The organism is Rhizobium sp. CB3090 (assembly GCF_029714285.1).
Classification (GTDB): domain Bacteria; phylum Pseudomonadota; class Alphaproteobacteria; order Rhizobiales; family Rhizobiaceae; genus Rhizobium.
In genome coordinates, this window is sequence record NZ_CP121662.1 from 219,875 (window position 1) to 239,315 (window position 19,441).

Consider the following 19,441-nt stretch of genomic DNA (forward strand, 5'->3'; position numbering starts at 1 on the left):
GGGTTCAGGCTTTTTTCGTATTCGATACTTCGATGAGCTTGATACCGAAGCGGGTGTCGTCATGTTCCAGCACGGTAATTTCGCCCCGGCCGATTCTGCGGCCGTTGACGGTGATTTCGACAGGCTCGCCGATCTTCTTGTCGAGGGCGATGATCGCGCCTTCGGTCAGGTTCATCAGGCCGGAGACCTGCATGCGGCTGCTGCCGAGCACGATCTGAACGTCGATCGGGATGTCCATGATCAGGTCGAGATTGGCGGTCAGCGTGCTGCCGGGAGCGGCCGGTTCGGCGAAGGAGGAGCCGCCGAAATCATCGGCGCCGAAGGCGGAGCCCGCACTGTCATCCCCGAAATCGCCACCGAAGGCGGAAAGATCCGTGCCTGGCTCGGCTCCGAACGCATCGGCACCGAAATCCGGCATGCCGCCATCATTGTCTTTCTTCAACACGCCGCGCAGACCGTCGATGGCCTCATCCAATGCGGCGTCGCTGTTTTCAACTTCCAGCGAATCCTCGCTGCTTTTCTGTGTCGTCTTCCTAGCCATGAAATCACTATTCCAGTTGAAACTTGCCTCAAGCTGCCGTGGGTGCGCCAGGCACCCGCCAGCCGGTCAATTCATCAGGTGTCGAAGAAGCTCGTCGTCGGAATTCACATTGTCCTTGACGCGCACCGTGTAATTTTCGCCTGAGCGGCCGAACTCGCAGATGTAGAGGTCCTTGCTGTTGGCGCTGACCTCGACGCGGACATCGCCCGCGTCCATGAAGGGAATGACATCGCCGACGGCGAGCCTGGAAATCGTGTTCAGCGTCAGCGATTGCAGCCGGATGCGGGCTTCCAGCGTCACCTGCGAGCGACGCACCTGTTCGCTGAGCTGCTCCGTCCATGCCTGCGATGCCGCGGATGGATTCTTGGCCCGCGGCACACTGACCACGGTGCGCAGCAGAACCCGCTGTGGGATGATGACGACGATTTCCGAGACCGTCTTGCCGAGCGCGATCGTCATCGCGACGGCAGCGGCGAATTCATCGGCATGGTCGGCAGCCGGCTTCGGGCGGTTCTCGATATTGTACGGCGCGTCCAGATTGGGTTCGAAACCACCGGACGCGTTGACGGCCGAGCGCAGCACGTTGGCGATCTTGTCGAACACCATGACAGCGAGATCGAGCTCGATGATCGAAAGCGGCCGCGGAACGGGCACTTCGATGCTCTCGGGCAGCGCGCCCAGCATGTGCTCCATCAGCGTCATGATGAAGCCCGTGCCGCAGCCGAGAACGAACTTCGGTGCCCAGTTGCGCAGGGAACCGTTCACAAGCGCACAGTTTCCGCCGAGGCCGGCGATGAGATCGTTCATCAATCCTGCCTGACAGCCGGCATAGGCGACGGACACATCGAGACCGGTTTCGCTCTTGATGAAGTCGGGGAGGAATTCGCCATAGACCTGGCCGAAGGCGGCGGCGATCTTTCCAACGGTTGCCTGGTCGCCGAGTCCGCCGGTCAGCTTGGCGAAAAGGGCGCGATCCATCGTCTGTACCTTGGCTTGTGATTGCTGGCTCATGATCGTCAGGCCGCCTTGCTCTCACCGCCGGGATTCATCATTTCCTGTTCGACGGCATCGATCGACGGCCGTTCGTAGGAGGAGATGGTCTTGCGGCCATATTCGAGCGCCACCTGCGGTACGGAGCCGTTCATATAGGCAAGCAACGTCTGCTTCACGATCACGTAGAGGCGATGCTGCTTGTTGCGCACGATCTTGATCTGCGACACGAGGGGCGCGCAGACGGAGTAGGAAAGGATAATGCCGAGGAAGGTGCCAACCAGAGCCGAGCCGATGAGATGACCGAGCACTTCGGGCGAATCGTTGATGTGGCTCATGGCCTTGATGACGCCGAGAACGGCGGCGACGATACCGATGGCCGGGAAGGAATCGCCCATGATCGTGATGGCATGGTAGGGCTTCATCTTGTCGTGCAGGATGGTGTTGATTTCCTCGTCCATCAGCGCCTCGATCTCATGCGAGCGGGCGTTTCCGATGATGATGAGGCGGACATAATCGCAGATGAAAGCCGTCAGTTCCTTGTTCTTCAACACCGTCGGGGCGGCTTGAAAGATCACCGATTCGTCCGGGTTGTCGATATGCGCTTCGATTTCGTTGCGCGACTTCGTGCGCAGGTCCCGCATCAGCGCATAGAGCACGCCGAGCGTGTCGAGGTAGTTGCGTTCCTTCGGAACCGAGTGCTTGAAGGCTTCGCCCAGCGCCTTGCCGGAATCCTTCACGACCTTCATCGGATTGGCCATAATGAAGCCGCCGATGCCGGCGCCCGCGATGATGACAAACTCGAAGGGCTGGAACAGCGCGTCCACATGCCCGCCCATCGCCATGAAGCTGCCAATGATGCAGCCGCAGGTCACTACAAATCCGATAATAATATTCATCGCCAGTCCACACCTGAACGTTGCTTCCTCCGTTGAAGTAGGAGACCTGCCTTGCGTGAGGCTGTTCGGCACGCTCCGAAAACTGCCTTTCGTCGTGTCAGCTTCGCACAAGCCAATGCAGGCAGAGTATCGGGTAAGGGCATCCACGCCCGGCTAACGAAATGTTGGAGCGCCGCACTATTTGGCGTTTCCTTTCCCGTTATTCTCCAATGTCCGGAGGGCGTTGAAAATGCAGTCTGGTATCTATGTGGCGCTGTCATCGCAGATGGCGCTCGAGCGGCGTCTGACGACGATCGCCGATAACATGGCCAACGTGAACACCACGGGTTTTCGTGGCACCGAGGTCAAGTTCAATCAAGTGCTCAGCAATACCGAAAACAAGCTCAACGCCAAGGTCGCCTTCGTCTCGCAAGGCAACGACTATCTCTCCACCGACAACGGCGAACTGGAAAACACCGGCAATCTCTTCGATTTCGCGGTCAAGGGCGATGCCTGGTTCGGCATCAACACGCCGGCGGGTCTGGTTCTGACGCGCGACGGCCGCTTTACCATGACCGAGAGCGGTGCCCTGGTCTCCACCCGAGGCTATCCGGTGCTGGATCCCGGCGGTGCGCCGATCCAGCTCGACCCCGGCGGCGGTGCGCCCAGCGTCTCCTCGGATGGCACGATCGCGCAGAACGGCAAGCAAGTCGGCAAGATCGGGCTCTACAGCGCCGATATCAGCAAGGGCTTCCTGCGCTATGACAATAGTGGCGTGCTGCCGACGGAGACGCCGCAGTCCGTCGTCGACCGCTCCAATGTCGGTATCGCCCAGGGTTATCTCGAAAACTCCAACGTCAACGGCATGCGGGAAATGACCCAGCTCATCGAAGTCAGCCGCGCCTTCGACAATATCTCGACGCTCACGAACAGCAGTGAAGGCACGCTCTCGGACGCGATCAAGACTCTCGGCGGCAGCCAGTAAGAGGGTCGGGTGATGTTCGAGGATGGGCTGCCTGAAGGCGCGATGTCGCCGAGATTTTCGCGTATGGCCGCTTTGGCGGATCAATATCTGATGGCGGAAAATACGGTTGCCGATGGCGGCCATGTGCGCACCATCGCGGCCGGGCACTATACCGTTGCCGGCCTTTCCAGGCATGTGCGCCTCGGCGAGTTCGTCGCCCACCTATCCTCGACCGGCATCCATCTCGGCGAAGTCGTCCGCGTCGAACCGGAGCTGACCTATGTCTGTCCGATCGAGCCGGGTGAGCCGATCGGCATCCACGACACGGTCATCCGCAAAGGTGCTTTCCGTATCGCTCCATCCGATAGCTGGTGCGGACGCACGATCAACTCGCTGGGTGAGCCGATCGATGGCCTTGGGCCGCTGACGGCGGGCATGGAGTCGCGCTCGATCTCCAATACCGCGCCGCCCTCGATGACCCGCAAACGCGTCGAGACCGGGTTCAAGACCGGCGTGCGCGCGATCGACATCTTCTCGCCGCTCTGCCTCGGCCAGCGTCTCGGTATCTTCGCCGGTTCCGGCGTAGGCAAGTCGACGCTGCTGTCGATGCTGGCCCGGGCCAATGCTTTCGACAAGGTGGTGATCGCGCTGGTCGGCGAACGTGGCCGCGAAGTCCGCGAATTCATCGAGGACACGCTCGGTTCTCATATGCAGAAGTCGGTCGCTGTCGTCGCGACCAGCGACGAGAGTCCGATGCTGCGCAAGATGGCGCCGCTGTCGGCTATCACCATCGCCGAGCATTTCCGCGATCAGGGCGACAATGTGCTGTTGATCGTCGACAGCGTCACCCGCTTCGCCCATGCCATCCGCGAGGTTGCGACCGCCTCCGGCGAACCGCCGATCGCGCGCGGCTATCCGGCTTCCGTCTTCACCGAACTGCCGCGCCTTTTGGAGCGCGCAGGGCCGGGGCCGGAAGGAACCGGTACGATCACCGCGATCATCTCCATCCTCGTCGACGGCGACAATCATAACGACCCGATCGCCGATTCCACCCGCGGCATTCTCGACGGCCATATCGTCCTGCAGCGCAGCCTGGCGGAAGAGGGGCGTTATCCGCCGATCGATCCGTTGGCCTCGGTATCGCGCTTGGCGCGCAAAGCCTGGACGCCGGATCAGGAAAAGCTGGTTTCCCGACTGAAGGCACTCGTGCACCGCTATGAGGAAACCCGTGACCTGCGCCTGATCGGCGGCTATCGCCAGGGCAGCGACCCGGATCTCGACATGGCCGTCCGCCAGGTGCCGATCATCTACGACATTCTGAAGCAGACACCCGGCGAACGGCCTTCGGCCGACGCCTTCACCGATCTTGCGACCGCGTTGAAAAACGGTTCGGCCGCATCCATCCAACCGCAAAGAGCGAAATGACGTTTTCGCGAAATGTCGTTCGCCATTTGAGTTCGTATAATCCGGTCCGAATTCGCTTCATGCCTTTCAGACCATGCCGAGAGAGAGGCCAGACGTGAGAGAATCCGATGCAGACGAACCGGTCGCTCCGCTGAAGGCGGCGAAAAAGCGGACCTTCACCGACAAGGCTCTGGCGGGCACCGGTCTGTTGCTGGCCGGTATCTCGGCTTTCTTTCCCTGGTATGTGTTCCTGAATCCCGACAAGTTCGGCATTCACGTCGCCGAGGGCGATCGAACGCGCGACCTGCCGAACTGGCCGGGACGCGAGATCGTCAACGTGTCGCCGCTTGCCATGGTCAACAAGAATCCGAACGAGCCGAAGGCTATCGCTCCCGATCCGCTGACGACGGCGACGATCAGCAACGTCGGACGCGAGGACGACAAGGGACAGCCGGCCGAAGATCAGCCGTTTCCCGGCAAGTCGCCGTTTCATCTGCTGCACGTCGCAAACGGCCGGGCGCTGATCGAGGATGACACTGGCATGTACGTCGTGCGGGTCGGCTCGATCCTGCCCGATAACAGTCGCCTGGCAACGATCGAGCAGCGCGACGGAAAGTGGATCATCGTCACCTCCACCGGTGATGTCTACGGCCACGAGTGAGAACCCGCAATCGCCTGCGTATCAGGCTTAGTAAAGACTTTAGCAAGAACGCATTCCCCGCAAGTCCCACGCAAGATTATCCCTCTAGGGTCCCTGCTGTAAGAACGGAGAGAAGCCCATGCAACCGATTCAGCTCTTTGACCTGGCCTCGCGGCAAGCCGAGTGGCTCCAGGTTCGCCAGGAGGTCGTTGCCGGCAATATCGCCAATGCCAATACCCCGAAGTTCCACGCGAAGGATGTGACGCCGTTTCAAGCCGTTCTCGACAACGAGAATATCGCCATGGCGAAGACCAATCCGGCGCATTTTTCGGGCAATGAATTCAGTCAGAGCGGCGACGTCAACGTCGAGGAAGCGTCGCTCAATCAGGAAATCGGCGTCCAGGAGTCGGGTAACACCGTCGGCCTGGAAGATGAGCTCGCCAAATCCGGCGAAATCCAGCGCCAGTACGGTTTGAACACCGCGCTGGTCAGCTCCTTTCATCGCATGATGTTGATGACCGTAAAACAATAGATGAAGTGAAGATGTTATGGACCCTTTATCAGCCTCGTTGAAGATTGCGGGCTCCGGCCTGGAGGCTCAATCGACCCGCCTGCGTATTGTTTCCGAAAATATCGCCAATGCCCGTTCGACGGGCGATACCCCTGGTTCCGATCCCTATCGCCGCAAGACCGTGACGTTCGGCGCCGAGCTTGATCGCGCCAACGGCGTGACCACTGTGGGCGTGAAGAAGTTGGGCGAGGACACCGGCAAGTTCGTCGAGGAATACGACCCGGACAATCCGGCGGCGGACCAGAAGGGCTATGTCAAGATGCCCAACGTCAACATTCTCGTCGAAATGGCCGACATGCGTGAAGCCAATCGCTCCTACGAGGCCAATCTGCAAACGATCAAGCAGTCGCGCGATCTCATCAACTCCACCATCGATCTCTTGAAGAATGCACAATGATTGACGCTATCAAGAATGTTTCCTCCCTTTCGGCAGTCCGCGGTCTCGGCAGCATCGCCACGGACCAGAGCTCCTCTTCGTCCAATAACCTGGCATCGACACTTGGCTCGACGATCGGGAACGTGACCGGAACCAGTTTCGCCTCGGTGATGTCCAATGTGGCGAAAGACACGGTCAATACGTTGAAGGAAGCCGAGAATGCCTCGTTTGCCGGCATCAAGGGCACGATGAGCACCCGCGAAGTGGTCGACAAGGTCATGCAGGCGGATCAGACGCTGCAGACGGCGATCGCACTGCGCGACAAGGTCGTCTCGGCCTTTCTCGATATTACGAAAATGCAGATTTAGGGCGGGTGGCCCCGCTCCCATTATTTGATTTGGCGCGATCTTGTTCAAAGCCGCTTTGCGGCCTTCGGGATCACGCTCTAGCTCGAAGGACGAAGACATGAGAGCGCTCGCTATTGCCGCGACGGGCATGGACGCCCAGCAGACCAACCTCGAAGTGATTGCGAACAACATCGCGAACATCAATACGACGGGTTACAAGCGTTCCCGCGCCGAGTTCTCGGACCTTCTGTACCAGACCGAACGCGCCAAGGGCATTTCCAACCGGCCGAACCAGGCCGTGGTGCCGGAAGGCGCCAATATCGGCCTTGGCGTGCAGACGACGGCCGTGCGCAACATCCAGATCCAGGGCGAACTGTCGCAGACGCAGAACGATCTCGACGTCGCGCTGGTCGGCCGCGGCTGGTTCCAGATTCAGATGCCCGACGGCACGACGGCCTATACGCGCGCCGGCTCGTTCAACAAGAGCGATACCGGCCAGATGGTGACCGCCGACGGCAACGTGCTGGAGCCGGGGATCACGATCCCCAGCAACGCCAGCAACATCACCATCAACGAATCCGGTCAGGTTTCGGCAACCATCGGCACCGCGACGACGCCGACTGTTCTCGGCCAATTGCAGATCGCCAACTTTGTCAATGAAGCCGGCTTGCAGCCGATGGGCAGCAACCTTTTCACGCAGACGCCCGCCTCCGGCGATCCCGTCGTTTCCGATCCCAATACGAACGGCTTCGCCTACATGAAGCAGGGCTATCTGGAATCGTCGAACGTCGATGCGGTCAAGGAAATCACCGACCTGATCTCCGCGCAGCGCGCCTATGAGATGAATTCCAAGGTCATCACCACCGCCGACGACATGGCGCAGATCGTCAGTAAAGATCTGAAGTAACGAGAGGACGGGCCGAACATGAGGTTTCGCCGGATGAAAAGCTTAGCAATGGCCTGGTTCGCCGCGGCGAGCCTCTCCGTCATGTTCGTGTCGGCCGCTCCTGCCGGCGCAACCGGCAACGACGCCACCAGCCTGGGGACCGCCGTCGTGCCGACCGAGACGATCTATCCGGGCGATGTCATCAGCAGCGGTCAGCTCGAAGAGGTCGAGGTCACCAATCCCAATCTCACAGGCGACTATGCCAAGCGGCTCAGCGATGTCACGGGGTTGGTATCGAAGCGGACGCTTCTGCCGGGCCGCACGATTTCCATTTCCGCCCTGCGCCAGCCCTTCGCCGTGACGCGTGGCTCCAATATCCGTCTGGTGATGAACATGGGCAGCATGACGATCACCGCAGCCGGAACGCCGCTCGATGACGGCGCGGTCGGCGATAGCGTACGAGCCCGCAATCTGGATTCCGGCATTATCGTCAGCGGCACGGTTCTCGAAAACGGCACGATCCGAGTGGTCGCAAAATGAGAAGGCTTCGTAACTTCCTCAGGGTTTTGCTGGCATTGCCCAGCCTGATCATCGCCGATCCGGCCCTGGCGATGCAATCGCGCATCAAGGACATAGCCTCGCTGCAGGCTGGCCGTGACAACCAGTTGATCGGTTACGGTTTGATCGTCGGTCTGCAGGGAACCGGCGACGGCTTGCGTTCCTCGCCGTTTACCGAGCAGTCCATGCGCGCGATGCTGCAGAATCTCGGTATTTCGACGCAGGGCGGCCAATCCGCTGCCAAGAATACCGCCGCCGTCATGGTGACGACCAACCTGCCGCCCTTCGCCAGTCCCGGCAGCCGCATCGACGTCACGGTCAGCTCGCTCGGCGATGCGACCTCGCTTCGCGGCGGTACGCTGATCATGACCTCGCTCAGCGGTGCAGACGGGCAGATCTATGCCGTGGCACAAGGCTCAGTCATCGTCTCGGGCTTCCAGGCTCAGGGGGCCGCCGCCAGCGTCACCGAAGGCACTACCACCGCAGGCCGCGTGCCGGGCGGCGCCATCATCGAGCGCGAACTGCCCTCGCGCTTCAAGGATTCCGTCAATCTTGTCCTGCAATTGCGCAATCCGGATTTCTCCACCTCGATCCGCATCGCCGATACGGTCAATGCCTGGGCGACCTCGCATTTCGGCGGCCCGATCGCCGAGGCTAAGGATTCCCAGGAGGTCGCGATCGAAAAGCCGAAGATGGCCGATCTCACGCGGCTGATGGCGGATATCGAAAATCTCGACGTCCAGACCGATACGCCTGCCAAGGTTGTCATCAATGAACGTACCGGAACGATCGTCATCGGTGCCGATGTCCGCGTCTCGCCGGTCGCGGTCAGCTACGGAACCTTGACGGTCCAGGTCAGCGAAAATCCGCAAATCGTCCAGCCGGAGCCCTTCTCGAATGGGCAGACGGCCGTTCAGGATCAGACGGACATCACTGCCAGCAAGAGCGGCGGCCGCGTCGCCGTGCTCGAAGGACCCGATCTGAAGACGCTGGTCTCCGGATTGAACAACATCGGCGTCAAGCCGGACGGCATCATCGCCATCCTGCAAGGCATCAAATCGGCCGGCGCACTGCAAGCGGAGCTCGTGCTGCAATGAGATCGATCACCATCGCCAGGAAATTGCTGACCCCCGGCTGCGTCGCGGCGGCGTTACTGCTGTCGGTCTCTGCGGCGGCGCAGGAAGCGCCGAAGCCGGTTATGGACCCGGCATCGAGCCAGGACGAGATCAAGCAGTTCTGCACGAACATCGCCGATCCGGCCCGCGACCAGCGCTATCTGCTGCAGAAGCAGGAGCTTGAAAAGCTGCAGGCCGATGTCGACCAGCGCATCGCCACGATGGACAAGCGCAAGGCGGAATACGAAGACTGGCTGAAGCGGCGCGACGATTTCTTGAAGACCGCCGATTCAGGCCTGGTCGACATCTACAAGAATATGAAGCCCGACGCGGCGGCGGCAAGCCTTAATGACGTTAAGGTCACCGTGGCGGCCGCGATCATCATGAAACTCTCGCCGCGCCAGTCGAGCCTCATTCTGGCGGAGATGGACGCGCAGAAGGCGGCTGTTGTCACCAACATCATCTCCAGCGCGTCCGATCCGAATACATCGAAGTCGAAGGACCCCTCATGAACATGCGTCTTACGGCCACGTGCGCAGTCGTCGTTTTCCTCGCCGGTTGTCAGTCGCAGGCTCTCAAGGAAATCGGCAGGGCGCCCGCCATGAGCCCGATCGGCAGCGGCCTGCAATATGCGCAGACGCCTCAGATGCTGCAGTATCCAAAGCGGCCGCATCAGGTGGCGCAGGGTTACTCGCTCTGGAACGATTCGCAGGCGGCCCTTTTCAAGGACGCGCGCGCCCTCAATGTCGGCGATATCCTGACGGTCAATATCTCGATCAACGATAAGGCGAACTGGGACAACGAGACCAATCGCAGTCGCACGAACAAGAGCGACATGAACTGGAACATCACCGCCAAGATCTTTGGCTGGCAGCCGAGCACCAATGCCGACGCGACCTCCGGTTCCGACACCAGCACCGACGGTAAAGGCAAGATGCAGCGTTCCGAGCAGATCACCCTGCTTGTCGCCGCGGTTGTCACCGGTGTCCTCGAAAACGGCAACCTGATGATCAGCGGTTCGCAGGAAGTACGGATGAACCAGGAGATTCGTATCCTGAACGTCGCCGGCATCGTCCGGCCGCAGGACGTCACGTCGGACAACACGATCTCCTACGACAAGATCGCCGAAGCGCGTATTTCCTACGGCGGCCGCGGCCGTCTGACGGAAGTGCAGCAGCCGCCGCGCGGCCAGCAGGCGGTCGATCTGCTGTCACCGCTCTGACGGTCGGGCAGCACACAATATTAGATAACAGGCGGATAGAGACATGGCAGCGGCAGAGGCATCGGAAAAAAGCAAGGGATCGCCGCTGATCATGATGATTGTCGGACTGGTGGTCCTGACGGTTCTCGGCGCCGGCGGCGGCTGGTTCCTTGGCAACATGGTGGCACCGAAGATCAAGACGGCGACGGCCGTGGTACAGGCCGCCGCGCAGGCTCCCGCCGGTGAAAAGCAGGCTGCGGCTGCCGCTGAAGCGAACGGCATCGTTCAGCTCGATCCGATCACGACCAATCTCGCCTATCCCTCTCAAAACTGGATCCGGCTGGAAATCGCGCTGATGTTCAAGGGCAAGCCTGACCCGCAGCTTGCGGAAGCCATTCATCAGGATATCCTCGCCTATGTCCGTACCGTTTCGCTGCAGCAGGTCGAAGGCCCGCGCGGCTTCCAATATCTTCGGGATGACATTCAGGAACGTGTTGACCTGCGCTCGGAAGGGCGGGTATCGAAAGTTATGTTCAGAACTTTCGTGATCGAATGAGTCGATTATTACTTGCTTTACTTATATTGGTTTTTGCCGCGTTTTCGCCTGAAATGGCGATGGCGCAGCAATTGTCGCAACAGCTCCCGACGGATCTCTTGAATGTCCCGGTGAGTGGGTCGGTCGCGGCCTGGATCATTCGCACCTTCGGGCTGTTGACGATCCTGTCGATCGCGCCCGGCATCCTCATCATGGTGACGAGCTTTCCGCGCTTCATCATCGCGTTCTCGATCCTGCGTTCTGGCATGGGGCTTGCGACCACGCCCTCGAACATGATCCTGCTGAGCCTCGCGCTGTTTATGACCTTCTACGTCATGTCGCCGACCTTTGATCAGGCGTGGAGGGATGGGGCGCAGCCGCTGCTTGCCAATCAGATTTCGGAGGCCGATGCTGTTCAGCGCATCGCCGAGCCTTTCCGCACCTTCATGTCGAACAACACGCGCGACAAGGACATCAAGCTCTTCGTCGATCTGGCGCAGGAGCGTGGGCAGACGCCCGTGGTCGACAACAAGATCGATTACCGCGTGCTGATCCCGGCCTTCATGATTTCGGAAATCCGCCGTGGTTTTGAAATCGGCTTCCTGGTCGTTCTGCCATTTCTGGTCATCGACCTGATCGTCTCGACCATTGTCATGGCGATGGGCATGATGATGCTGCCGCCGACCTCGATCTCGCTGCCCTTCAAGATCCTGTTCTTCGTGCTGATCGACGGCTGGAACCTCTTGGTCGGCAGCCTTGTGCGGTCTTTCCACTAGAGCGCCGTGCATTCATATGAACGCACAAAGGTCGCTCTAGTCTTTTGAATTTAGAACATCTTATCCGCTGGGCAGACCGTCATCGGGAGCAGAACTTCCGATGACGCGAGGTCCTTACTCCGCGGCGATCGCTGCAGCACTCTGATCTTCGACCAGGAACGGCTCGGTGCGAACCGGCAGTGCCGGCACGTCCATATGATCCGGACCGAGGCCCTTCCTGGCGCGTTCGACCATCATTTCGTAGGCGGTTTCGAGGTGATGGGTCAGGCGTTCGGCGTCGAAGAGCGGCTTGATATAGCGATTGGCGACCAGTGTTTCCTTGAGTGCGGCAATGCGCTCCGGCTGCCCTGCAAGCTCCACGGCCATATCTTCATAAGCTTGGACATCGGCGGCCACCAACTCCGGTACGCCGATGGCGGTAAGCAGGCTTTCGCTGACGCGCGAGGCGAAGTTCGTGCCCTTCATCGTCAACACGGGCAAACCGCCCCAGAGCTGTTCCGAGGTCGTCGTGTGGCCGTTCACCGGGAAGGTATCGAGGCCGAGATCGGCCAATTGCTGGCGGTCGATATGATCCTCATAGCGGATGCGGGTGGTGAAGACGATGCGCTTGCGGTTGACGCCGCGCGCCTCCAGGCGAGCCCAGAGATTGGCCTCGGCGCGCGGACCGTTGCAAAGCAGCCAGAGCACGCTGTTCTCCGTGCGCTTCAATATGTTGCACCAGACATCGATTATTTGAGAGGTGATCTTGCGGTTGCCGTTGAACGAGGCGAAGACGAAGGCATCTTCCGGCAGACCATGCTGCGCGCGGGTCGTCGGCCGCGCCTTCGGGCGATACATCGGGTCGTTCGGCTGATAGCATTCGGGCAGCCGGCAGAACTTCTCGTGGAAATGCGGCTTGGAATAATCCGGCAGGACGTAGGGGTCGCCGATGATGTAGTCGAGATCGATGTTGACGGCAGAGCCCGGAAAGCCGAGCCATGCCGTCTGAATCGGCGCCGCCTTATGGTTGATGATGCGGACGCGGCTATCCTTGGTATGTCCCTTGAGATCGATCAGGATGTCGATCCCTCGGGCGCGGATCGCCTCTGCCGCCGCCTGATCGGAAAGGCTGCGGATATCGACCATGGTACCCCATCTCGAATAATCGAACTCTTCCTCGCGCTGAGATGACAGAGAGGAATGGTCGAAGAGGGTAATTTCGAACCGGTTCCTATCGTGCAGTTCAAATGTCCGCTGCAAGAGCTTCATTGTCGCATGGCCGGGCCAGAAGTCCGATGAGAGATAGCCGATGCGAATCTTGTCCGCCCATGTATGCGGCGCTTTGCGTCGCGACTCTGCGTGCCCGGCCGGCAGCGGTACCGTGTCGTGCGCGGCGAACTTGTTGATCGCTTCGTCGCCGCACCAGTGCAGATGGAAGAAGGGATTGTCCGGCCTGACATAGTCGAGGCTGCCCGCAGCGATCGACGTCAGGATTGGCGCCATGTGTTTGTCCACCGTCGCGAGATCGGACAATTCACGGGCAAAGATCAAATGGAGCGTGCGGAAAATGATATTGTCCGGATGCTTCTTGAACAGGGTGGCGACGATGTGCCGGTTGCCGTCATCGTGAAGGTCATCGGTCAACAGTTTTGAGGCCATCAGCCGATGCCTGAGCTCCGGTCCTTCAACGAGGACGGTCCTGAAGCCGGCCAGCAGGTCCCTTTGCTGACGGCTCAGAAAGATGCTGGTAAGGGCATAGGCCAGGTCGGGATCCTTGAGAGCCTGAGGCAGGATCAGGCTTCCGACCGATAGCGTCGCGTCTTCGTTGCCGGTGGCAAAATGCAACAGCAAAGCTTCCCGCAGATAGTCTTCGCGATATGGCTTTTGTCTACCCGCCAGTTCGTACGATCTCGCCGCGTCCGATCTGAAGCCGAGTTTCAGCAGCGTCTTTGCCAGCAGGGCGTAGGTTTTCGGCGATGTGTCGGTATTGAGCAGCTCGTTCAGTGTTTCGAGCGCGCGCGTATATTGTCCCTTTTGATAAAGGTTGGACGCTGTCACATAGGCGTTTTTCGTATTCACGAGCGAGAACTCCGAGCGAACTTTGGACAGTCTCCGGCAAAGGCCGAAGTCCGTCATCATGGATTCGTGGGATAATCGCGCGCGTAGCTTGCCTGAAACCGAAGCAATGGTGAGCCGCCCTTTACGTATCGTTAGCTACGTTATGGTCGACCGTCCCCCCGGGGTTCCGCGTTTAAGAAATTCGCAAGTAATGCATGCGAGTTTACCTGCGACATGACGGGTTTGGTCCTCTAGGAAATGGGACCGAGGAGCATGAAGCCGCTCCGTCATCGCCGGTATTTGAAGTCCGGTATGTCCTCCTTCTCGTATTCAGTTTCCAGGGGACACACTTATGACCAGCATTGTAACCAACAATTCCGCTATGGCCGCTCTGCAGACCTTGCGCGGCATCAGCAACAACCTGCAAGACACGCAGAATGCCGTTTCGTCTGGCCTGCGTATCTCCAAGGCTTCCGATAACGCCGCCTATTGGTCGATCGCCACCTCGATGAAGTCCGACGACAGCGCTATGGGCGCCGTCTCCGACGCCCTCGGCCTCGGTGCCGCCAAGGTCGACACGGCATCTACCGCTGTCACCAGCTCGATCGACATCGTCGGCCAGATCAAGGACAAGCTTGTCACCGCCATGGAAGGCTCGGTCGACAAGGGTCAGGTCCAGGAAGAAATCGGCCAGCTGCAGCAGCAGCTTAAGAGCGTCGCACAGTCCGCTTCGTTCAACGGCGAAAACTGGGTCATGGCTGCAAGCGGCGACTCCGCTTCGGTCGTTTCCTCCTTCATCCGCGGCACCAACGGCACCGTTTCGGTCAGCACCACGTCGTATGCATTCGACACCGGTGCGACGGGCAACGTTCTGTTCGGCTCGAACAGTGGTTCGATCGACACCACGTCCGGCATCCTCGGTACCAAGACGACGATCGGCAGCAACCAGTTCTCTGTCTTCAGCCTCGACATCACCGGTATGACCGGAGGCGAAATCTCCAGCGCCCTGAACATGGTTCAGACCGCCCTGAACTCCATGACCAGCATGGGTTCGAAGCTCGGCTCGATCTCCAGCCGTATCGATCTGCAGACGTCTTTCGCTTCGTCGCTGTCGGACTCGATCGAATCGGGCGTTGGCAAGCTCGTCGATGCCAACATGGAACAGGAATCGAGCAAGCTCTCCGCTCTGCAGACGCAGCAGCAGCTGGCTATCCAGTCGCTCTCGATCGCCAACTCCTCCTCGCAGTCGATCCTCTCGCTGTTCCGTTAAGAAGAAGGACTGGCGCTCGACGCCAGCCGAAATTTCTAAACACTAAGTTAACCGCGCCTTCCTAAGGCGCGGTTTTTTTTATATTTTTGGACCCGGCCTAGTTCAGGTTTTCTTAACTATATTGCTGTTTTCTAACACCATTGAAACGGCGAGTTAACCTTAACAGATTGGGTTAACAGGCATGATGCTGAGTGCCGTTACCGGTTTTTAGGTCCGGAATGTCCCTTATTTAACTGCTGCCAAAGGGGCAAATATTATGACGAGCATCCTTACCAACAACGCTGCAATGTCCGCTTTGCAGACTCTGCGCGGCATCAACAGCGACTTGCAGTCCACTCAGAATGCTGTTTCGTCCGGCCTGCGTATCTCCAAGGCTTCCGACAACGCCGCTTATTGGTCGATCGGCACCACCATGAAGTCCGACGACAGCGCTATCGGCGCCGTCTCTGACGCCCTCGGCCTCGGTGCCGCCAAGGTCGACACGGCAACCACCGCTGTCACGAGCGCCCTCGACATCGTCAGCCAGATCAAGTCCAAGCTTGTCACCGCCATGGAAGGCTCGGTCGACAAGGGTCAGGTCCAGGAAGAAATCGGCCAGCTGCAGCAGCAGCTGGAGAGCGTCGCTCAGTCCGCCTCATTCAACGGCGAAAACTGGGTCGTGGCTGCCGCCAACGACTCCGCCTCGGTCGTTTCCTCCTTCATCCGCGGTACCAACGGCACCGTTTCGGTCAGCACAACGTCGTATGCATTCAACACCGGTGCGACGGGCAACGTTCTGTTCGGCTCGAACAGCGGCACGATCGACACCACGTCCGGCATTCTCGGCACCGTGGACAGCACGGTTGGCGCTTCGGTCTTCAGCCTGGACATCACCGGCATGACCGGCGGCCAGATCTCCAGCGCCCTGAACATGGTTCAGACGGCCCTGAACTCCATGACCAGCATGGGTTCGCGTCTCGGCTCGATCTCGACCCGTATCGACCTGCAGACGAGCTTTGCTTCGTCGCTGAAGGACTCGATCGAATCGGGCGTCGGCAAGCTCGTCGATGCCGACATGGAACAGGAATCGAGCAAGCTCTCCGCTCTGCAGACGCAGCAGCAGCTTGCTGTCCAGTCGCTCTCGATCGCCAACTCTTCTTCGCAGAACATCCTGTCGCTGTTCCGTTAATAGGAAGAACCGGCGCCTGGCGCCGGAAGTTCGAAAACAGCAAATTCACCGCGCCTTCCCAAGAGGCGCGGTTTTGTTTTTCAAGATGGCGCTACCGCATTGTTGCTTTTACGAGCGTCACGGTTTGCTCAGGACGCGTTCGCCCCCGCACCGGTCTTCCTGCCGCGCACGGCATCGATAAAACCATCAAACAACTTGCGCATGGCAATCTGCTTGTAAGGATAGACGGTGGCGCTATCCATGTTGTGGACGACCATCGCCACGTCGAGTTCGAAAACCAACAGGCGTCCATCCGGAAGTTCCGCGCAATCGATGCCGAAATAATCAAGCCCTATGTGACGATAGAGAGCCTCGAAACTCTCCTTGTGGCGGATCGCGAAATCCGTATCGAAATTCTCCATCCAGGCCTGTTCGACAGCGCGCTTCGCCGGGCTTTCCGCCATGCCAGCGCTGAGATAATGCACGATCCAATGTTCGGAGAGCGCCATATGGCTGGCGAAGGCCTTGCCCTCGATAAATACGATGCGTTGCTTGTTGTAGAGGCCGTCAGGTCCGCGGAAATCGATGAAGGGCGCGACGTAGAGCTCCGGAGCCGGCTGTGTGTCAATCCATTCGGATAATTCCAAGATATCGGCGATGCGTTCCATCCCGTTGCCCGCATGGGTGCTGATCGGACGAACGACGAGCGGAAACGAAAGCCCCGGCGCGTATTCGTCCAGAGTCTTTGTGCCCGCGCCGATGGCGACAAGGTCTTCACGCAGCACGCGATACGTGCTCGGCGACAGAATGGAAGGCTCATTGGCCAGCATGCCGCTGACACCATCGCGCGTCAGCCGGCTGATCAGTTCCGGATTGTCGTTCATGATCGGGCCGTTAAAATCGGCCAGCAGCTTCTGCATCCGTTCGAGCACAGGGGCGTTTTCCGTCGATTCGCCGATCGCCATGAACGCAACGTCGTGGTCCGGCAAATCCGCGAGCGCGGTCGTTTCCGGATCCACGTAATGCAACCAAAGAACGCAGTTGCTATCCGCCAGCAGGAAATCCAGCGGCGTGTTCGCCATGAAGTTGCCCGGGGTCACGAAGGCGAGCAGCCGAGGTCCCTGTCCATTCCCATGGACGACGCAGAAGTTGCGGCTCAGATCCACCGCGCCCCGCAGAACCTGTTGAGCCTCTTCGGAGCGGTTTAGCGTCTGCAGGATTGTCGCGAGGTCGAAAATAGCCGCCGCATCGCTGCCGTCGGCTCCGACGCGCTGCATCAGCTCGTTCCATAGCGGCGTCACATCCGCACCAGCATAGATGAGCGACACGATCCTCTGCATGCCCAGAATTCGGCTGGTGCCGCCGATTTCGTCTAAGGCGCGGTCGGCCATGAGGCCGGGTGTCATCAGCATGAGTGCGTATCCTGTCGAGAATCGAGTTTCAGAACGCCGTCGATCAGCGCATCGATATCCGCCTGCCGCGTGCGGTGGTTTACGATTGCTGCGCGGATTGCCGGTTGTCCGTTGAAGTGGGTGAGGGACGGGGCAACGCGCCCCTCGGCGTGGAGATGTTCGATGATCCGAGCATTGACCTGCGGTGGCGCGTCACCACCGGGGCCGACATAGGCAAAGCAAACGATGTTGAGCGCAACCGGCGCAAGGAGCTGCAGGGCGGGTTCCTGTTCGATCCGGCTGGCCAAGCTGCGTGCCAGGGCACAGTTGGCGGCCATCGAATCCCCCAATGCCTTGACCCCATAGGTCTTGAGGGTGAACCAGGTTTTGAGCGCGCGGAAGCCCCGGGACAGGTCTGGACCATAGTCGCAAGGCCACCAGTCACCGCCGGCCAGACCTGAGGCCGCACGGCTGAGATATGCGGCTTTCGAAACAAATGTCTGGCGCTGCCATGTGCTGTCCCGCACGAGAAGGAAACCCGCGTCATATGGCACCTGACCCCATTTGTGAAAGTCGAACGCAAGCGAATCGCAGGATTCTATACCGGTGAACAGATGCGCCAGGTCTTCGCTCAGGATGCCCAACGCCCCCAGCGCGCCGTCGACGTGAAAATGCAGGTCGTGGGCGTCGGCGATACGGCGCAAGGAGGCAAGGTCGTCGATCGCTCCGGTGTTCACCGTCCCCGCGCTTCCGATGACCAGGAACGGCCTGTATCCTTCGTTTCTGTCGCGCACGATGGCACGTTCGAGAGCTGCGATGTCGATCTGCCCGGCCGCGTTGGCCGGGATACGCCTGAGCTGATCACTGCCGATGCCCGACATCTCGAATGCGCGCGGCACGCAACCATGCACCTCGCTCGATGCGTAGGCCACCAGCCTTGGTTCGTTCGACAAGCCTTTTGCGCGGACATCTGCACCGAGCTTTCTATTGAGCGCAAGCAGGACGGCGACAAAGTTGGCCTGCGAGGCGCCTGTCAGGAACAGGCCGCCTGCGGTATCCGGAAATGAGAATATCTGCCGCGTCCATCGGATGATCTGACGCTCGACCTCGATCGGCATATGGTCGCGCCCGCCGAGATTGGCGTTCAGACCGCCGGCCAGCATCTCCGCCAACATACCTGTGACCGTTCCGCCGCCCTGCACCCAGCCCATGAATCCCGGGTGGATATTGCCGCTGCCATAGGGAAGGATGTTATCGCGGAATATTGCATGGGCATCGGCCAGATCCGTCGGTTCGACCGGCAGCGGCGCGTCGAACAGCGCGCGCGCAGGCGACGGCGCCGGCTGCCAGACGGGCTTTTCGGAGAGCGTTTCCAGGTGGTCGAGCATATCGTCCAGCATTTGGTGACCCTGCTTGCGCAGGGTCTGCCAGTCGTCGGGGTCGAGGCTTGTCTGTTGACGAGGGCTGTCCCCCGTCAATTTGCCGTCCTGTAAACTTAACATGCCGATCCCGCATTGGCTGACTATATCGACGTCGCAATCGCGCCGTTTCTGGCCGGACAATTGTCCGATCGTGATAATCTTATGCCGCCCAAGGTGGCGCGAAGCTGACTTGATGAACGGGCAGGAGATATGATTTTGTTAACTTTCCGGTTTCGCCGTTAACTTTTTATTAAGCCTAATATTGTCATCTGCGGCTAACGCAACGGTTGGTTAACTTCTCCTAAGAGCCGGTTAACAGGCATGACGCTGACTGCCGTTCCCGGCCGAAGACCGGAATGTCCCTTCCAATTTCAGCCATAAGGGGCACCTCTC

Annotated in this window: 21 protein-coding genes; 15 read left to right on the forward strand and 6 right to left on the reverse strand. The window is 59.6% G+C overall.

The window, feature by feature from the left end:
* Nucleotides 1-4: 4 nt before the first annotated feature.
* The 3 genes from fliN to motA all read right to left on the reverse strand — a co-directional run bounded on the left by fliN (nt 5) and on the right by motA (nt 2,430).
* Nucleotides 5-541 (reverse strand): flagellar motor switch protein FliN, encoded by a 537-nt coding sequence (gene fliN / locus QA646_RS01075; protein ID WP_283057097.1) that lies wholly within the window; start codon nt 539-541, stop codon nt 5-7.
* Between the two features lie 66 nt (nt 542-607).
* Entirely contained in the window at nt 608-1,552 is a 945-nt protein-coding gene (locus QA646_RS01080; protein ID WP_283057098.1) for a FliM/FliN family flagellar motor switch protein, read from the reverse strand.
* Nucleotides 1,553-1,557: 5 nt separating this feature from the next.
* The gene (gene motA, locus QA646_RS01085) at nt 1,558-2,430 is read right to left on the reverse strand and encodes a flagellar motor stator protein MotA (RefSeq protein ID WP_283057099.1); all 873 of its coding nucleotides are present in this window, start codon (nt 2,428-2,430) and stop codon (nt 1,558-1,560) included.
* A 229-nt stretch (nt 2,431-2,659) separates the two neighbouring features.
* On the opposite strand from motA, the gene flgF reads away from it, so the two are divergent.
* From flgF to fliP, 13 genes are all read left to right on the forward strand, one after another.
* Nucleotides 2,660-3,394, forward strand: a complete 735-nt coding sequence (flgF, locus tag QA646_RS01090) for a flagellar basal-body rod protein FlgF (protein ID WP_283057101.1) — start codon at nt 2,660-2,662, stop codon at nt 3,392-3,394.
* Between the two features lie 12 nt (nt 3,395-3,406).
* Entirely contained in the window at nt 3,407-4,798 is a 1,392-nt protein-coding gene (gene fliI / locus QA646_RS01095; protein ID WP_283057103.1) for a flagellar protein export ATPase FliI, read from the forward strand.
* A 94-nt stretch (nt 4,799-4,892) separates the two neighbouring features.
* Complete coding sequence (locus tag QA646_RS01100; protein WP_283057104.1) at nt 4,893-5,438, forward strand: flagellar protein; 546 nt, start codon at nt 4,893-4,895, stop codon at nt 5,436-5,438.
* A gap of 118 nt (nt 5,439-5,556) precedes the next feature.
* Nucleotides 5,557-5,949, forward strand: a complete 393-nt coding sequence (flgB, locus tag QA646_RS01105) for a flagellar basal body rod protein FlgB (RefSeq protein ID WP_283057105.1) — start codon at nt 5,557-5,559, stop codon at nt 5,947-5,949.
* A gap of 16 nt (nt 5,950-5,965) precedes the next feature.
* A complete protein-coding gene (flgC, locus tag QA646_RS01110) occupies nt 5,966-6,385 on the forward strand; it encodes a flagellar basal body rod protein FlgC (RefSeq protein ID WP_283057106.1) in 420 nt (139 codons plus the stop codon).
* On the forward strand, nt 6,382-6,732 hold the full coding sequence (locus QA646_RS01115; protein WP_283057107.1) for a flagellar hook-basal body complex protein FliE: 351 nt from the start codon (nt 6,382-6,384) through the stop codon (nt 6,730-6,732). The genes flgC and QA646_RS01115 overlap by 4 nt, the downstream gene beginning before the upstream one ends.
* A gap of 97 nt (nt 6,733-6,829) precedes the next feature.
* On the forward strand, nt 6,830-7,618 hold the full coding sequence (gene flgG / locus QA646_RS01120; RefSeq protein WP_283057108.1) for a flagellar basal-body rod protein FlgG: 789 nt from the start codon (nt 6,830-6,832) through the stop codon (nt 7,616-7,618).
* Nucleotides 7,619-7,636: 18 nt separating this feature from the next.
* On the forward strand, nt 7,637-8,137 hold the full coding sequence (gene flgA / locus QA646_RS01125; protein ID WP_283057109.1) for a flagellar basal body P-ring formation chaperone FlgA: 501 nt from the start codon (nt 7,637-7,639) through the stop codon (nt 8,135-8,137).
* A complete protein-coding gene (locus tag QA646_RS01130) occupies nt 8,134-9,252 on the forward strand; it encodes a flagellar basal body P-ring protein FlgI (protein ID WP_283057110.1) in 1,119 nt (372 codons plus the stop codon). The genes flgA and QA646_RS01130 overlap by 4 nt, the downstream gene beginning before the upstream one ends.
* Entirely contained in the window at nt 9,249-9,782 is a 534-nt protein-coding gene (locus QA646_RS01135) for a MotE family protein (protein ID WP_283057111.1), read from the forward strand. Before QA646_RS01130 ends, QA646_RS01135 begins: the two co-directional genes overlap by 4 nt.
* Complete coding sequence (flgH, locus tag QA646_RS01140; RefSeq protein ID WP_028751204.1) at nt 9,779-10,492, forward strand: flagellar basal body L-ring protein FlgH; 714 nt, start codon at nt 9,779-9,781, stop codon at nt 10,490-10,492. Before QA646_RS01135 ends, flgH begins: the two co-directional genes overlap by 4 nt.
* 43 nt (nt 10,493-10,535) lie before the next feature.
* Nucleotides 10,536-11,027 (forward strand): flagellar basal body-associated FliL family protein, encoded by a 492-nt coding sequence (locus QA646_RS01145; RefSeq protein WP_283057112.1) that lies wholly within the window; start codon nt 10,536-10,538, stop codon nt 11,025-11,027.
* Entirely contained in the window at nt 11,024-11,782 is a 759-nt protein-coding gene (gene fliP, locus QA646_RS01150) for a flagellar type III secretion system pore protein FliP (RefSeq protein WP_283057114.1), read from the forward strand. The genes QA646_RS01145 and fliP overlap by 4 nt, the downstream gene beginning before the upstream one ends.
* A 114-nt stretch (nt 11,783-11,896) precedes the next feature.
* On the opposite strand, the gene QA646_RS01155 is transcribed toward fliP, so the two are convergent.
* Nucleotides 11,897-13,840: a glycosyl transferase gene (locus QA646_RS01155; RefSeq protein ID WP_283057115.1), complete on the reverse strand. Its 1,944-nt coding sequence runs from the start codon at nt 13,838-13,840 to the stop codon at nt 11,897-11,899.
* 331 nt (nt 13,841-14,171) lie between these two features.
* Here QA646_RS01155 and QA646_RS01160 point away from each other — a divergent pair, with 331 nt between their 5' ends.
* Entirely contained in the window at nt 14,172-15,089 is a 918-nt protein-coding gene (locus tag QA646_RS01160; RefSeq protein ID WP_283057116.1) for a flagellin, read from the forward strand.
* 256 nt (nt 15,090-15,345) lie between these two features.
* The gene (locus tag QA646_RS01165; RefSeq protein ID WP_283057117.1) at nt 15,346-16,257 is read left to right on the forward strand and encodes a flagellin; all 912 of its coding nucleotides are present in this window, start codon (nt 15,346-15,348) and stop codon (nt 16,255-16,257) included.
* A 128-nt stretch (nt 16,258-16,385) separates the two neighbouring features.
* Here QA646_RS01165 and QA646_RS01170 read toward each other — a convergent pair whose 3' ends face one another.
* Nucleotides 16,386-17,648, reverse strand: a complete 1,263-nt coding sequence (locus tag QA646_RS01170; RefSeq protein WP_283057118.1) for a tetratricopeptide repeat-containing protein — start codon at nt 17,646-17,648, stop codon at nt 16,386-16,388.
* Nucleotides 17,642-19,129: a pyridoxal-dependent decarboxylase gene (locus QA646_RS01175; RefSeq protein WP_283057120.1), complete on the reverse strand. Its 1,488-nt coding sequence runs from the start codon at nt 19,127-19,129 to the stop codon at nt 17,642-17,644. The genes QA646_RS01170 and QA646_RS01175 overlap by 7 nt, the downstream gene beginning before the upstream one ends.
* Nucleotides 19,130-19,441 lie beyond the last annotated feature (312 nt).